The organism is Halomonas sp. BL6 (assembly GCF_006228115.1).
Taxonomy (GTDB): Bacteria; Pseudomonadota; Gammaproteobacteria; order Pseudomonadales; family Halomonadaceae; genus Vreelandella; species Vreelandella piezotolerans.
Window position 1 is genome coordinate 575,632 of sequence record NZ_VDGL01000003.1, and the last position, 14,813, is coordinate 590,444.

Sequence of the window (14,813 nt, forward strand, 5' to 3'; positions counted from 1 at the left end):
CTCACCGAAAAGCGACGTAGAATAGCGCCTAACCTTCCCACTGATTTTTAAGGAGTTTTCATGACCACCCATGCCCTATTAGTGAGGTCTTCCATTTTGGGTGATAACGGCCAGTCCAATGCGTTGGCGAGCCATTTTCAACAGCAGGCCGCGGCACGCGAGGGTGTCAAGGTGACCCATCGCGATGTCGTTGCCAACGCGCTGCCGCACCTGGCCATCGAAGAGTTGGGCGCGTGGCAAACGCCTGCTGACGAGCGCACCGCCGAGCAGCAGGCGCTGGCCGCCCACTCGGATGAGCTGCTGGCAGAGCTGCGCGCTAACGATGTGCTGGTGTTGGCGGTACCGATGTATAACCTGGGCATTCCTTCCCAGTTGAAAGCCTGGTTCGACCGCGTGCTGCGCGCCGGTGAAACGTTCCGCTACACCGAAAACGGCCCTCAGGGGCTGATCGAAGGCAAACGGGCCATCATTCTGGCCGCGCGTGGGGGTCAGTACGCAGGCACCGAGTTCGATAGCCAAACGCCGCACCTGACAACCATGCTAGGCCTGATGGGTATCAGCGATGTGGAGGTGGTGTTTGCAGAAGGCCTGAATATGGGCGATGCTCACCGCGATGCCGCGCTGAAAGAAGCCTTCCAAGCCATCGATCAGCTCGTCGAAGCACTCTAAAATCGTCACCTACGAGGTCGCCATGCCACGCCCCGAACTGCTCGAACAGATCTACACCATCGTCGATCAGATTCCGGCAGGGCGAGTCACGACCTATGGGCGCATCGCCAAGATGACCGAAGGGGCCACGCCGCGCATGGTGGGGTCGGCCATGCGCCACTTGCCCGAGGGGCATCAGCTACCCTGGCATCGTGTCATTGCCGCGTCACTCAAACTGGCTGACCACGGCGGCGCGGCACGCCAGCACGAAAAGCTGCGTGCCGAGGGCGTCGCGTTCGATGCCAAAGGCCGCGTGCCGCGCCACCTCGTTTGGCCGGATGAGTAGCTTTGTGGTGAGTGGTGATTTGTAAGTGGTGAATGGAGAGGTGTGAATAGAAAGGTGTGAATGGCGAGTTGTGAATGGCAAAACGCCGCCCGGTGGGCGGCGTTTTTTTTGCGGGATGGATTGGCGGCTTGGCCGTCAGTCTTCCTGCTTACTGCCGGACTTCCACGACCAGTCGCGCCAGCGTAGGTCGAAGAGATCCTTGCGGCGGTCTTTGAGGTTGGTGACCGAGCCTTCGGCGCGCACCACGGTGAGGCGGGTGAGGTCCAAGTCGGAGAAGAAGATCATCTCCGTGTTGGGCGTGGTTTCGGCCAGCACCGCATCGTGGGGGAACGCGAAGTCGGAGGGCGTGAACACCGCCGACTGCGCGTATTGGATATCCAGGTTCTCGATGGACGGCAGGTTGCCGACACTGCCGCAAATCACCACGTAGCACTCGTTTTCGATGGCGCGGGCCTGGGCGCAGTGGCGTACCCGCAGGTAGCCGTTTTTGGTATCGACCCAGAACGGCACGAAGAGAATGTCCATGTCCTGATCGGCCAGCAGGCGGCCCAGCTCCGGGAATTCCACGTCGTAGCAGATGAGAATGCCCACTCGGCCCGCGTCGGTGTCGAAGACCTGCAGATTGTCGCCCCCTTCGATCACCCAGTCGCGGCGCTCCTGCGGGGTGATATGTAGCTTGAGCTGCTTCTCGACCTCGCCATCGCGGTGGAACAGGTACGCTACGTTATAAAGACGGTCGTCTTCGCCCACCTCGATCATCGAGCCACCGATGATATTGATGTTGTAAGAGACCGCCATGCGGGAAAGCTCGCTCTTGAAGCGGTCGGTAAAGCCCGCCAAAAAGCGAATGGCCGCCGTTTGGTCTTTTTGGGCAGCCCGGTCCTGAAGCCCCATGAGTGGCGTGGTGAACAGCTCCGGGAAAACGGCAAAGTCGCTCTGATAATCCGACAACGCATCGACGAAATACTCGATTTGCTGCAGCGCAGCCTCCACGGAGGCGAACTCACGCATTTGCCACTGCACCGCGCCCACTCGTACCTGAGTGGGGCGAGTGTCCAGCACGTTTTCAGCGGGCTCGAACAGAATGTTGTTCCACTCCAACAGCGTGGCGTAGCCTCGGGACTGCTCATCTTCCGGCAGGTACTTGCGTAACAGACGTTTGACCTGGAAGTCGTTGGCAAGCTGGAACGACAGAATCGGATCGTAAATCTCTTTGCGGGAGACTTTGTCGATGTACTGGGCAGGCGTTAGCTCGACGGCGTGCTGGTGATACTCGGGAATACGTCCGCCCGCTAAAATAGCCCGCAGGTTGAGCGAACGGCACAGCTCTTTACGCGCTTCGTACAGGCGGCGGCCCAGGCGGTAGCCGCGATAGTCTGGGTGGATCAGTACATCCAGCCCGTACATGGCATCGCCTTCCGGATCGTTCAGGATGATTTCACGATGGCCGATCAGGTCGTCGTATTTGTGCGGGTTGGAGAACTCGTCGTAATCCACCTGCACGGTGAGCGCCACGCCGACCAGCACGCCATCGTCCTCGATGGCGATTTGGCCATCAGGAAATTCTTGGATCAGCTTATCGATGGTGTGCTTGGGCCAAGCGCCACCAATGTCGTGATACACCGCGTCCATCAGCGACTTCAACTGATCGTAGTCGTCGCTGGCGAGGTTACGCAGATTGAGGTGCAGGTCTTCTAGGGACATAGTTCAGGGGTACCCAGTCGTCGAATGGAGATAGCCTAGTGTATCACTGCTGGGCGCTGCGCGTTTTATGCGGCGCGGCGGCGCGAACCAGCGGGCGCGTCAGCGTTTGGGCCATGATCACCCCGGCGAGAATCAGCAGGCCGCCAATGAAGTGGAAGCCCGATACCTGCTCACCCAATAGCGCCATGGCAATCAGCGCACTAAATAATGGCATGAGGTTGATGAAAATACTCGATTGATTGGCACCGATCTGACGTACGGCGCGCATCCATAAAAACGTGGTGATGACCGAGGCGGGAATGCCCGCGTACAGGATCAGCCAAACGTTCTGCCCATCCACCGGTGTCATGGGGCCCATGAGATAGGGCGGCAGCAAGAACAACACGGCAAAACAGACCTGGGCATAGAGCATGACCCAAGGAGGCAGATTCATCGCCCAGCGTTTGAGCATCACGCCATAAAGCGCATAGCAAGTGGCGGCGACCACCATTAACGCGTCGCCCTGCGCCACCTCTAACTGCAGCAGAGAAAGTGGGTTGCCGCGGCCCAGCAGCACGGTGACGCCGATAAAGGCGAGCACGCCGCCTACGACACCGCCCAGCGTTGGGGGTTCCTTGAGAATCAAGGCGCTGAGTAGCACCGTCAGGAGCGGCACCATGGCGGCTAAAATGCCCATGTTGGTCGCGGTGGTGGTCTCTGCAGCCACGTAGGCCAGCCCTTGCCACAGCCCCATGCCCAGTAGCCCCAGCAGCGCCAGTTTCGGCCAGTTACGCACTATTTCCTCACGGTGGCGCAGAGCGGCAGGCAGCACGAAGGGCGTCATGACCAGCAGCGCCAGCAGCCAGCGCAAAAAGGCGATGCTGCTGGGGGCAATCGCCCCAACGGTCAGCTGGTTGATGGTCATGTTGCCCGACCAGATCAAAACCGTGGCCAGCGGGGGTAAAAAGTACATCAACGGCATAGCGGCTTCCCTTAACTCGGTCCCTTATCGTTAGCCGGTTAATGTGACGCGCTTTGCTACGATGAGCAAGGGGCAGCGGCGTTTCGTGGTAGACCAAAGAGCAGGTCAACGAGCCGCCTAAAAGGCTGTACGTTGAACGCGCCATGTCATACGCTTGTTTGAATATGAGAGGCTAGCCACATCGATAACATTAAAGGAGCGCCGTGATGCACCCAGCGCCAGCTTATCCGCACCTGTTTCGACCGCTGACCGTCGGTCATTTGACGCTGCCCAATCGCGTTTTGATGGGGTCCATGCACACTAATTTGGAAGAGGCGCCGAACGGTTTCGAACGTTTGGCTGCGTTCTATGCAGAGCGGGCGCGGGCGGGGGTCAGCCTTATCGTGACGGGAGGCATCGCGCCGAACGCCGAAGGCGCCGTCTTTCAGGGAGCCAATGCGCTGACGGACGCCTCGCAGATCGCGGCGCACCGCCAGGTGGTCGAGGCGGTTCACGCCGAAGGCGGCCATTTATGTATGCAGATTCTGCATGCGGGGCGCTACGCCTACTCTCCAGAGTTGGTCGCTCCTTCAGCGCTGCAGGCACCGATCAACCCCTTTACGCCCCGGGCGCTCGCTAGCAACGACGTCGAGCAGCAAATCGACGACTACGTTCGCTGCGCCATCCTGGCGAAACAGGCGGGCTACGATGGCGTCGAGGTGATGGGATCGGAAGGCTACTTGATCAACCAGTTCATCTGCCGGCGCACCAACCAGCGTGATGACGACTGGGGGGGAGATTTCGAGCGGCGCATGCGTTTCCCCGTCGAGATCGTCAAGCGTATTCGCCAAGCCGTGGGCGAGCGCTTCCTGCTGATCTTCCGGCTCTCGATGATCGATTTGGTCGAAGAGGGCAGTTCCTGGGACGAGGTTGTGCAGCTGGGCCAGGCCATCGAAGCCGCTGGTGCCAACGTCATCAATACAGGTATTGGCTGGCACGAGGCGCGGGTGCCGACCATCGTGACCAGCGTGCCCCGGGCCGCGTTTACCGAGGTGTCTCGGCGCATGCGTGCGGCCCTGTCGATTCCGTTGATCACCACCAACCGTATCAATATGCCCGAGGTGGCCGAGCGGGTGCTGGCAGAAGGCCATGCGGACATGGTGTCGATGGCGCGCCCGTTTTTGGCAGATCCTGAGTGGGTACGCAAAGCGCAGGCAGGCTTAGCGGATGAGATCAATACCTGCATTGCCTGTAACCAAGCCTGCCTGGACCACACCTTCATGGGTAAGCTGACCTCTTGCTTGGTCAATCCCCGCGCTTGCCACGAAACCGAGATTACCCTGACACCGACGCAAACGCCCAAGCGGGTCGCGGTCGTTGGCGGCGGCCCGGCGGGGTTGGCGACGGCCGTGGCGGCGGCTAGCCGTGGCCACGCCGTGGTGCTGTTCGAGCGGCGCAGCGAGCTGGGCGGACAGTTCAATTACGCTCGTAAAATTCCTGGAAAGGAAGAGTTCAACGAAACGCTGCGTTACTTCCGTGTGATGCTGGAGAAACACGCCGTGGATGTGCGTCTGAATACCGAGGCCACCGTAGACGCATTGGCGGATTTCGATGAGATCGTGGTGGCCACTGGAGTAATGCCCCGTGAACTGGCGCTGTTGGGCGCCGACCATCCCTGTGTGTTGAGCTATGCCGAGGCGATCGAGCAGCCCGAGCGGGTGGGGCAACGCGTGGCGGTCATTGGGGCAGGCGGAATTGGCTTCGATGTGTCTGAGCTGCTGTCTCACGAAGGCCACCCTGCTACGGATATCGACGCGTGGTGCGATGAATGGGGCGTGGATTTGGCAGTGGGCGAGCGAGGCGGCTTGAAAGCGCCACAGCCGCCGCGCTCACCGCGCAGTATCGTCATGCTGCAGCGTAAAAGCTCCAAGCCAGGCAAAAACTTAGGCAAAACCACGGGCTGGGTACATCGTGCTTCTCTAAAGCAGCGGGGTGTGCAGACGCTCACCGGCTGCGAATACGTGCGTATCGATGATGCCGGGTTGCATATTCGTCGCGACGGACAGGAGCAAGTGATCGAGGTGGACACCGTCGTAGTGTGTGCAGGGCAGGAGTCCGTGCGCGATTTGATAGCGCCGCTCACCCAGGTAGGTGGCCGCGTGCATGTCATTGGTGGCGCAGCAGAAGCGGCCGAGTTGGATGCCAAACGTGCCATCGATCAAGGCACGCGGTTGGCGGCAGCGCTGTAACGCGCATCGAGAGCGTGACGTTAACGGCACAATGGCGATAGACTGATGAATCACCCTAACTACTAAGCCACGTTAGGGATTTAAGGCGCGGGTGGCACCCAGCCTGCGCCGCACGACCGTCAGACATAAGGATTATCGTCATGCCCTCGGAGTGTACCCCACGATTTCTAGCCAGTGACAACACCTCCGGTATCTGCCCGGAGGCGATGCAGTACTTACTCGAAGCCAATCAGGCGGATGACCTCGCCTACGGCAATGACCGCTGGACCGCCCGTGCCGCCGACCGTTTTCGGGAAATGTTCGACTACGACTGCGACGTGTTTTTCGTGTTCAACGGCACTGCAGCCAATTCACTGGCGCTCTCCGCGATGGGGCGCAGCTACCACAGCGTGATTTGTCATGAGCTGGCACATATCGAGACCGACGAGTGTGGCGGCCCTGAGTTCTTTTCCAACGGTGCGAAGTTGCTCACCTCACCGGGGGCAAATGGCAAGTTGACGCCCAAGGGGATCGAAGCGCTGGTCACCAAGCGTAGCGACATTCACTATCCGAAACCGAAAGTCGTTTCGCTCACCCAGGCCACCGAAGTGGGTACCGTCTATTCTCGCGAAGAGCTGCTGGCCATTCGCGCCATGGCAGATAAGCATGACCTTCGGCTGCACATGGACGGTGCACGCTTTGCCAACGCTTGCGCAAGCCTCAATGCATCGCCAGCAGAGCTGACGTGGCAAGTGGGCGTCGATGCACTGTGCTTCTCGGGCACCAAGAACGGCTTGGCGTTTGGTGAGGCGATCCTATTCTTCAATCGCGAATTGGCGGAAGACTTCTCCTACCGATGCAAGCAGGCGGGGCAGCTGGCGTCGAAAATGCGCTATGTCTCTGCGCCGTGGTTGGGCTTGCTGGAGAGCGGGGCCTGGCTGACCAACGCCGAGCATGCCAACGCCATGGCGCGTTATCTATCGGAAGGGCTGCAGGCGCTGCCGGGTGTCTCGCTGATGTTCCCCACCCAGGCGAACAGCGTGTTCGTTGAATTGCCGCCTCACGCCATCGAAGCGTTGAAAGCCAAAGGATGGACCTTTTATACCTTCATCGGTGCTGGCGGAGCGCGGTTCGTCTGCGCTTGGAACACCACCGTTGAATTACTCGATCAGCTATTGGCCGATGTGAAAGAGGTACTAGGATAGCCTGGCCAAGCGGCTAGAGCACTGCTTACACGCCACCTAAAAGGTGGCGTGTTGCGTTGTAGCGCCGAGTTGGATTCAACGCAACTAAACCTCTCCTCATTCGCTCATAAGGGTATCTCAGCGGACACATGAGCTGCGTTGAAGATAGTGTCATCACTTTTTGCTAATGCTGACTACGCTGATAGAGCGACACCTCGAATAGCACGCCGTCTGGGGTATTGGCTTGGCGGTTGCGCTGGGGGATGGGCCACAGGAGAGTTCCATGAGCATCTTTGATCACGTTCAAGACCGTTTTGCCCGCGTTCAGCAAGAGGACATGAGCCTCGAGGAGTACCTGGCGCTTTGTCGCCGCGACCCCAAGGTGTATGCCAGCGCCGCCGAGCGCATGCTGGAAGCGATAGGCGAACCTGAAGTGATCGACACGGCGAAAGACCCGCGTCTATCACGCATTTTTTCGAACAAGGTGATTCGCCGCTATCCCGCTTTTGCCGAGTTTCACGGTATGGAAGAGGCCATCGAGCAGATCGTGGCTTACTTCCGTCACGCGGCCCAGGGGCTCGAAGAGCGTAAACAGATTCTTTATTTGTTGGGCCCGGTCGGCGGCGGTAAATCTTCGCTGGCCGAGCGCCTGAAGCTATTGATGGAGCGCATTCCCTTCTATGCCATCAAAGGATCGCCGGTCTATGAATCGCCGCTTGGACTGTTCTCACCGGAAGAGGATGGTGAGCTGCTAGAGCAGGAGTACGGCATACCTGGGCGCTACCTGCGTAGCGTCATGTCGCCATGGGCCGCTAAGCGCTTGAAAGAGGCCGGCGGCGATATTTCTCAGTTCCGAGTCGTGCGCCTTTATCCGTCGCGTCTCAACCAAATCGCCATCTCCAAAACCGAGCCGGGGGATGAGAACAATCAAGATATCTCGTCGCTGGTAGGTAAAGTGGACATCCGCCAGTTGGAGCTTTACTCCCAAGACGATCCGGATGCCTACAGCTTCTCCGGCGGGCTGTGCCGTGCCAACCAGGGGCTGATGGAGTTCGTGGAGATGTTCAAGGCTCCCATCAAGGTGCTGCACCCGCTGCTGACCGCTACCCAAGAGGGCAACTACAACCCTACCGAGGGCATGGGCGCGATTCCTTTCGATGGCGTGATTCTGGCCCACTCCAACGAGTCCGAATGGCAGGCGTTTCGTAACAACCGCAATAACGAGGCGTTTCTGGATCGTGTCTATATCGTCAAAGTACCCTACTGCCTGCGGGTGTCGGAAGAGATCAAGATCTATCAAAAGCTGTTGGAAGACTCCTCCCTCAGCGCCGCGCCCTGCGCGCCGGATACGCTGCGCATGCTGGCGCAGTTCTCAGTGCTGTCGCGGCTCAAGGTGCCGGAGAACTCCAGCATCTACTCCAAGATGCGGGTGTATGACGGGGAGAACCTGAAGGACACCGATCCGCGCGCCAAATCGATTCAGGAGTACCGCGATGCGGCAGGCGTAGACGAGGGCATGCAGGGGCTTTCGACCCGCTTTGCCTTCAAGATTCTGTCGAAAGTGTTCAACTTCGACAGTACGGAGGTCGCGGCTAACCCGGTCCATCTGCTTTACGTGCTGGAGCAGGCGCTGGAGCGCGAACAGCTGCCCTCGGAAGTGTTCGAGCGCTACCTGGGCTTCATCAAGGAATTTTTGGCCCCGCGTTACGTGGACTTTATTGGCAAGGAGATTCAAACCGCCTATCTCGAGTCCTACAGCGAGTACGGTCAGAACATCTTCGATCGCTATGTCACCTACGCCGATTTCTGGATTCAAGATCAGGAGTATCGTGATCCCGAAACCGGCGAGCTGCTCAACCGCCAATCGCTGAACGAAGAGCTCGAGAAGATCGAGAAGCCAGCAGGCATCTCCAACCCGAAAGACTTCCGCCATGAAGTGGTGAACTTCGTACTGCGGGCGCGGGCGCAAAACAACGGTATGAATCCCAGCTGGCAGTCTTACGAGAAGCTGAAAGGCGTCATCGAACACAAGATGTTTGCCAACACCGAAGAGCTTTTGCCGGTGATTTCCTTCAACGCCAAAGCGTCGAAGTCGGATCAGAAAAAGCATGAGGATTTCGTGGCGCGCATGGTCGACCGTGGCTATACCGAGAAACAGGTGCGGCTGCTTTCAGAGTGGTATCTGCGCGTGCGTAAGTCTCAGTAGCGGGCTGCTTGGCCCGCATACAAGAGCGCCACGATTCGGCGCTCAAGATCGAGGTGTTGAGGAGGTCGAATGACCTACTTTATTGATCGCAGACCCAACGCTAAGCATAAAAGCGCGGTCAATCGGCAGCGCTTTTTGGAGCGTTACCGCAAGCACATCAAGCGCTCGGTGGAGGAGGCGGTCAACCGCCGCTCCATCACCGACATGGAGCGCGGCGAGAAAATATCGATTCCCACCAAGGACATTTCCGAACCCGTGTTTCAGCACGGCCCGGGTGGGGCACGCAACATCGTCTCGCCGGGTAATAAGGAGTTTTTGGAAGGTGACAAAATCCGTCGACCTAGCGGCCAAGGGGGTGGTGGCGGCGCCGGGGAAGGTGGCGCTTCCAACCAAGGAGAGGGGAGCGACGAGTTTGCGTTCACCCTTAGCCGCGAGGAGTTTCTGGAGTTCGTCTTCGACGGTTTGGAGCTTCCCCATTTACAACGCAAGCCGCTCAAGTCGTTGGAAGAGATCAAAATGGTGCGGGCAGGACTGGCGCGAGATGGGGTGCCGTCACGTATCAGTATTACCCGATCGATGCGCGAGGCTTATGCACGGCGAATCGCCATGCGGGCACCCATCAAGCGTGCCTTGAAGGAGGCGCAAGAGGCGCTGGCGGCCGAGGAGCGTAAAGACCCGGTACTGCGTAATCCTGCTCGCGTCGGGGAGCTCAAGGCCGAGATCGAACGGCTGGAAAAACGTATCGACGCCATTCCCTTCATCGATACCTACGATTTGCGCTATCACCAGCTCGCCGCCCAGCCGCAACCATCGAGCCAAGCGGTGATGTTTTGTGTCATGGACGTGTCGGGCTCCATGACGCAGAACCATAAAGACATCGCCAAACGGTTTTTCTTACTGCTCTATCTTTTTTTAGAAAAGCATTACGAGAAAGTCGAGCTAGTGTTCGTGCGCCACCATACGGCTGCTAGAGAGGTGAATGAAGAGGAGTTCTTTTACTCACGAGAAACCGGCGGCACTATCGTCTCCAGCGCGCTGAACCTGGTCAATAAGATCATCGAAAAACGCTACCCCGCTGGCCAGTGGAATCTCTACGTGGCCCAGGCCTCCGATGGTGACAACTGGGACGATGATTCCAATATCTGCCGTGATCTGTTGGTGAAACAGTTGATGCCCCAACTGCAGTATTACGCCTACGTGGAAATTACCCCGCACGACCATCAATCACTGTGGCACGAGTACGAAGCCGTGGCGGCGCAGTTTCCCGAGCGTTTCGCCATGCGCCAGATCGTCGATGCGGGCGATATCTACCCCGTTTTTCGTGAGCTATTCAAGCGCCGCATGAGCCAAGAGCGGTAGTGCGAGTCGAGGAGTGCGCCATGAGTGTAAACCGCAAGCCCATCGCCACTGGGTCGGACTGGAATTTCAGCGTGCTGGAGCGCTTCGATGAGGAGCTTGCTAGGCTCGCCGATGAGTATCGGCTGGATACCTACCCCAATCAGATCGAAGTCATCACCACCGAGCAGATGATGGATGCTTATGCCAGCGTCGGTATGCCAGTGGGGTATCACCACTGGTCATTCGGTAAGCAGTTTCTCGCTGTCGAGCAGGCCTACAAACGCGGACAAATGGGATTGGCTTACGAGCTGGTCATCAACTCCAACCCCTGCATTGCCTACTTGATGGAGGAGAATACCTTGATGATGCAGGTGCTGGTCATTGCTCATGCCTGCTACGGTCATAACTCCTTCTTCAAGGGCAACTACCTATTCCGCACGTGGACCGATGCGGAATCCATCGTCGATTACCTCGTGTTCGCCCGCAAATACATCGCGCAGTGTGAAGAGCGCCACGGCGTGCACGCCGTCGAGCAACTTTTGGATGCCTGTCATGCGCTACAAAACTACGGGGTAGACCGCTACAAGCGGCCATCACCCATCTCGGCGGAGGAGGAGGCCAAACGCCAAGACGAGCGCGAAGCGTACCTGCAAACCCAGGTCAACATGTTGTGGCGAACGATCCCCGAGCCGCCAGCTGGCGTCGCGCCGCTCCCGGGAAGCCTGCACAGCGACGATGACCCCTTAGGGCTGCATACGGGGGGTCGCTACCCCTCCGAGCCCCAGGAGAACCTGCTCTACTTCATCGAAAAGAATGCCCCGCTGCTGGCCCCTTGGCAGCGTGAAATCGTGCGTATCGTGCGTAAGTTGGCCCAGTACTTTTACCCACAGCGGCAAACCCAGGTCATGAACGAGGGGTGGGCGTGCTTCTGGCACTACACGCTAATGAATCGGCTTTACGATGAGGGTAAGGTCGATGAAGGGCTGATGCTGGAGTTCTTGCAGTCCCACGCGGCGGTCATCAATCAGCCGGGGTTCGATAGCCCCTATTACAGCGGGCTGAACCCGTACGCACTGGGCTTTGCCATCTTCATGGACATCAAACGGATATGCGATGCGCCGACCGCAGAAGACCGGGAGTGGTTCCCCGACATGGCGGGCAGCGCCTGGCGGGAGACCTTAGAGTTTGCGATGCGAAATTTCAAGGATGAGTCGTTCATCCAGCAGTTTCTATCGCCCAAGGTTATTCGCGATCTAAAACTCTTTTTGATCGTCGATGACGATCATGCGGAGACCCTGGAAGTCGCTGCCATTCACGACGACCGTGGCTATAAGCGCGTTCGCGAAGCGCTCGCGAGCCAGTATGCGCTGTCCGTTCGCGAACCCAATATTCAGGTGGTGGAAGCCGCCATTCGTGGAGATCGTTCGCTAACGCTGCACCACATTCAGGATAATCGCCGTCCTCTAGGCAGAAGCGTCTACCCTGTGATTCGTCATTTACAGGAACTCTGGGGCTTTCCTGTCCACTTGATATCAATGGAAGAGGGAAAAGTCACGCGTCGTTACCGTTGGCCCGTCGAAGAGGAGAGCAAAGAAGCGGGTTGATGATAGGTATTCAGCCAAGTAATGGGTTCTTCGCCCAAAAAACCATTACCCCGCGCAGTGCGCGGGGTAATGTCGTTGGCATTGCCAAAAAGCAGCTTACGCTTTTGCGGTCCAGGATTGGCACCAGCCTTCTGGGGCAACGCTATTTTCGGGGAAGAGCTGGCAACCCTCGGTGTCTGCATTGAAGAACATGCAGTTAGAGCAGAGTTCGCCCTCTTCATAAGCGGGATGGTCACTCGCATCGCTAGCTTCTTCAACGTAGTTGAGCGCCTGAGCAGTAGGAGAGGACGGATCCAAGCGCGGGAGTTCCTGGGCAAAAGCACTCTTAGACAGGATTCCAGCACCAAACGGCAGGGCGGCGAGGCCAAGCACGCTGTTACGCATGAACTTACGACGGCTCTGATTAGCCATGGTGTCTCCTTATCGTCACGGTCTGACGTTTTACTACGGTGATCGGGTGGTGGTCCACCTCTTAAAACTCCGACAATTCTTATAAATCGGAGGTCTAAGGTACATGCTAGCGCATGCTCAAAATTAGTGCGAATAACCTTATAAATAGCGCGACAATTAGCCACGCCGGGCACCAGCGCTTGGCCGAGCCTTACAGGCTGCTATACTCGCCCCGTAGCGTGATAACCACACTTCATGAGCAGCGAGGGCGCCATGCAAAACGCAGTGATCTTGATCAATACCGAAAAAGGCCAGGTAAAAGCCGTTTCCGAGCGCCTAGCCGATGTAGAAGGGATCAGTGAAGTCTACTCAACTTGTGGTCGTTACGACTTGGTGGCCATTGCTCGAACCCGCGACTTCGAGAGCCTCGCCGAGCTGGTGACCGAGCGGCTCAATGCGGTAGAAGGGATCAGCGATACCGAAACGTTGAACGCCATGCAAGTACACTCTCGTCACGACCTGGAAACCATGTTTTCGCTTGGCTGGTAGTGCAGGCCAGTGAAACAGTAGCTCATAAATACATAAAAGAAGTGACTCAAAAGAAAGTGCAGGGGAGTGACGTCGTTGGGGAATTCATTTGTGCGCTGGCGCCGTCAAGGGCGGCGTCTGGGCATTGCTGTGCTGTTTGTCATGGTGGGTACCGGTCTGTGGGAGTTCCAAGGACGGCAACATCAAGAGGCATACACCTGGAAAGGCGTGCCTACCTGGGAAACGTTTAGGCCTACCACCATTCATCGGGTGTTGCGTAACGACGGATTTTTGGCGGGGTGGTCGGATGTGCGTGTCGGTGCGCTATGGGTGAGCTATCAAGTCGCTGCCGTGCCGGACGACACGCGCATCGGTGGCCGACCCAATTTTCAAGCAGACTGGAGAACGCTTTGGCCCGTGGGCACCGACAGCTACTCAGGCAGTGGCTATGATCGCGGACACCTAGCTCCCAACTACGCCATTGCTGCGGTGCATGGCCGCCGTGCGCAAATCGATACTTTCTTGATGAGCAACATGGCGCCTCAACGACCTAACTTGAACCGTCAGCTGTGGCAGCGTTTGGAAGAGTCGGTGATGGACCACTTTGCACCTCGTTTCGAGCGCTTGCAGGTGATCACCGGGCCCATTTACCCGGAGCGCTTCATGGATAACGTGTTCAATCGCGTGGGCTTCGTGGAAGTGCCGATAGCGTTTTATAAAATCATCGTCGCCCCCCACGAGGAAGCGCCCTTGGCGCTAGCGTTCATCATGCCCCAAGAGGTAAGAGGTAACGAGCCGCTGGATGATTATCTCGTCACCATCGATGAGGTCGAGGCGCGAACGGGGCTCAATTTCTTTCCAGACTTAACGCCTGCGATGGAGGCGGTGCTTGAGGGCGAGTTACGCACCCAAGGCTGGGCACTGGAAGAGGTGGCGCGTCGGCCGGGGCGTTACCAGTAAGTCGGCGGGCGAGAGTCGTTTGATTTTCGCTCGTCGTCGTGTATCACCGTAGTAGGGTTCAGGCGCGACAAATCAACACTCGCAGAGAGGAATGGGTCAAATAAAAAGAAGAAGTGCATCGACGTTTCGCACTGACGAGAAAGAGGCGTAAGAACAAAGAGGATAAGAGATATGAGAGAGTGATGCGGATGGGAACCCATCATGGTGCCCAGGAGAGGACTTGAACCTCCACGTCCGTACGGACACTAGCACCTGAAGCTAGCGCGTCTACCAATTCCGCCACCTGGGCGCATCATCTTTTCGTTTGTGGTCACAGCGCAACGTTCGTATTCGCATGGTGCCCAGGAGAGGACTTGAACCTCCACGACCATACGGTCACTAGCACCTGAAGCTAGCGCGTCTACCAATTCCGCCACCTGGGCGAACACGAACTCACTGCCGTAGCCTTTGCTACTGACTTGCCGCTGCACCATCGTGACGTCATGAAAAGGGGGTAACATGATGTCAAGTGGTGCCCAGAAGAGGACTTGAACCTCCACGACCATACGGTCACTAGCACCTGAAGCTAGCGCGTCTACCAATTCCGCCATCTGGGCAAGTGGCGCGTATGATACCCGGGTCGCCGCTAAATGCAAGCCCTTAGGCGGATTTTTTAACGCTGAAATACCATTAATGGGACGTTAGGTGGTTGGGTGATTGAGCGGGCAGCGCTATACTGCGCCCATGACCAAACAAAA

General features: G+C 57.8%; 12 protein-coding genes and 3 tRNA genes. 9 read left to right on the forward strand and 6 right to left on the reverse strand.

All coding sequences use genetic code 11. From position 1 onward, the window contains the following. Positions 1-60: 60 nt before the first annotated feature. On the forward strand, positions 61-669 hold the full coding sequence (locus tag FHJ80_RS09330) for an FMN-dependent NADH-azoreductase (protein ID WP_139526782.1): 609 nt from the start codon (positions 61-63) through the stop codon (positions 667-669). A 22-nt stretch (positions 670-691) separates the two neighbouring features. Next, positions 692-994 carry an MGMT family protein gene (locus FHJ80_RS09335; protein WP_139526785.1) on the forward strand — a complete coding sequence of 101 codons (303 nt, stop codon included), beginning with the start codon at positions 692-694 and terminating at the stop codon, positions 992-994. Positions 995-1,129: 135 nt separating this feature from the next. Here FHJ80_RS09335 and FHJ80_RS09340 read toward each other — a convergent pair whose 3' ends face one another. Further along, positions 1,130-2,698, reverse strand: a complete 1,569-nt coding sequence (locus FHJ80_RS09340; RefSeq protein ID WP_139526787.1) for a bifunctional GNAT family N-acetyltransferase/carbon-nitrogen hydrolase family protein — start codon at positions 2,696-2,698, stop codon at positions 1,130-1,132. Positions 2,699-2,741: 43 nt separating this feature from the next. Next, a complete protein-coding gene (locus FHJ80_RS09345) occupies positions 2,742-3,659 on the reverse strand; it encodes a DMT family transporter (RefSeq protein WP_139526789.1) in 918 nt (305 codons plus the stop codon). A 206-nt stretch (positions 3,660-3,865) separates the two neighbouring features. On the opposite strand from FHJ80_RS09345, the gene FHJ80_RS09350 reads away from it, so the two are divergent. The 5 genes from FHJ80_RS09350 (at position 3,866) to FHJ80_RS09370 (ending at position 12,198) form a co-directional block, all read left to right on the forward strand. Further along, the gene (locus FHJ80_RS09350) at positions 3,866-5,887 is read left to right on the forward strand and encodes an NADPH-dependent 2,4-dienoyl-CoA reductase (protein ID WP_139526791.1); all 2,022 of its coding nucleotides are present in this window, start codon (positions 3,866-3,868) and stop codon (positions 5,885-5,887) included. Positions 5,888-6,027: 140 nt separating this feature from the next. Then, complete coding sequence (locus FHJ80_RS09355) at positions 6,028-7,071, forward strand: low specificity L-threonine aldolase (protein WP_139526792.1); 1,044 nt, start codon at positions 6,028-6,030, stop codon at positions 7,069-7,071. A gap of 262 nt (positions 7,072-7,333) precedes the next feature. Further along, positions 7,334-9,256 (forward strand): PrkA family serine protein kinase, encoded by a 1,923-nt coding sequence (locus FHJ80_RS09360; RefSeq protein WP_139526794.1) that lies wholly within the window; start codon positions 7,334-7,336, stop codon positions 9,254-9,256. A gap of 69 nt (positions 9,257-9,325) precedes the next feature. Beyond that, positions 9,326-10,615, forward strand: a complete 1,290-nt coding sequence (locus FHJ80_RS09365; protein ID WP_139526795.1) for a YeaH/YhbH family protein — start codon at positions 9,326-9,328, stop codon at positions 10,613-10,615. Positions 10,616-10,635: 20 nt separating this feature from the next. Continuing rightward, a complete protein-coding gene (locus FHJ80_RS09370; protein ID WP_139526797.1) occupies positions 10,636-12,198 on the forward strand; it encodes a SpoVR family protein in 1,563 nt (520 codons plus the stop codon). Between the two features lie 96 nt (positions 12,199-12,294). On the opposite strand, the gene FHJ80_RS09375 is transcribed toward FHJ80_RS09370, so the two are convergent. Further along, the gene (locus tag FHJ80_RS09375; RefSeq protein ID WP_139526799.1) at positions 12,295-12,609 is read right to left on the reverse strand and encodes a high-potential iron-sulfur protein; all 315 of its coding nucleotides are present in this window, start codon (positions 12,607-12,609) and stop codon (positions 12,295-12,297) included. A 252-nt stretch (positions 12,610-12,861) separates the two neighbouring features. Between FHJ80_RS09375 and FHJ80_RS09380 the strand changes: the two genes are divergently transcribed. After that, a complete protein-coding gene (locus FHJ80_RS09380; RefSeq protein ID WP_139526801.1) occupies positions 12,862-13,137 on the forward strand; it encodes an Lrp/AsnC family transcriptional regulator in 276 nt (91 codons plus the stop codon). Positions 13,138-13,227: 90 nt separating this feature from the next. Then, positions 13,228-14,076, forward strand: coding sequence for a DNA/RNA non-specific endonuclease (locus FHJ80_RS09385; RefSeq protein WP_139526804.1), 849 nt, complete (start codon positions 13,228-13,230; stop codon positions 14,074-14,076). A 202-nt stretch (positions 14,077-14,278) separates the two neighbouring features. Here FHJ80_RS09385 and FHJ80_RS09390 read toward each other — a convergent pair. From FHJ80_RS09390 to FHJ80_RS09400, 3 genes are all read right to left on the reverse strand, one after another. Then, positions 14,279-14,365 (reverse strand) — tRNA-Leu (locus FHJ80_RS09390). A 46-nt stretch (positions 14,366-14,411) separates the two neighbouring features. Next, positions 14,412-14,498, reverse strand: a tRNA-Leu gene (locus tag FHJ80_RS09395). Positions 14,499-14,585: 87 nt separating this feature from the next. Then, positions 14,586-14,672, reverse strand: a tRNA-Leu gene (locus tag FHJ80_RS09400). Positions 14,673-14,813: the final 141 nt, after the last annotated feature.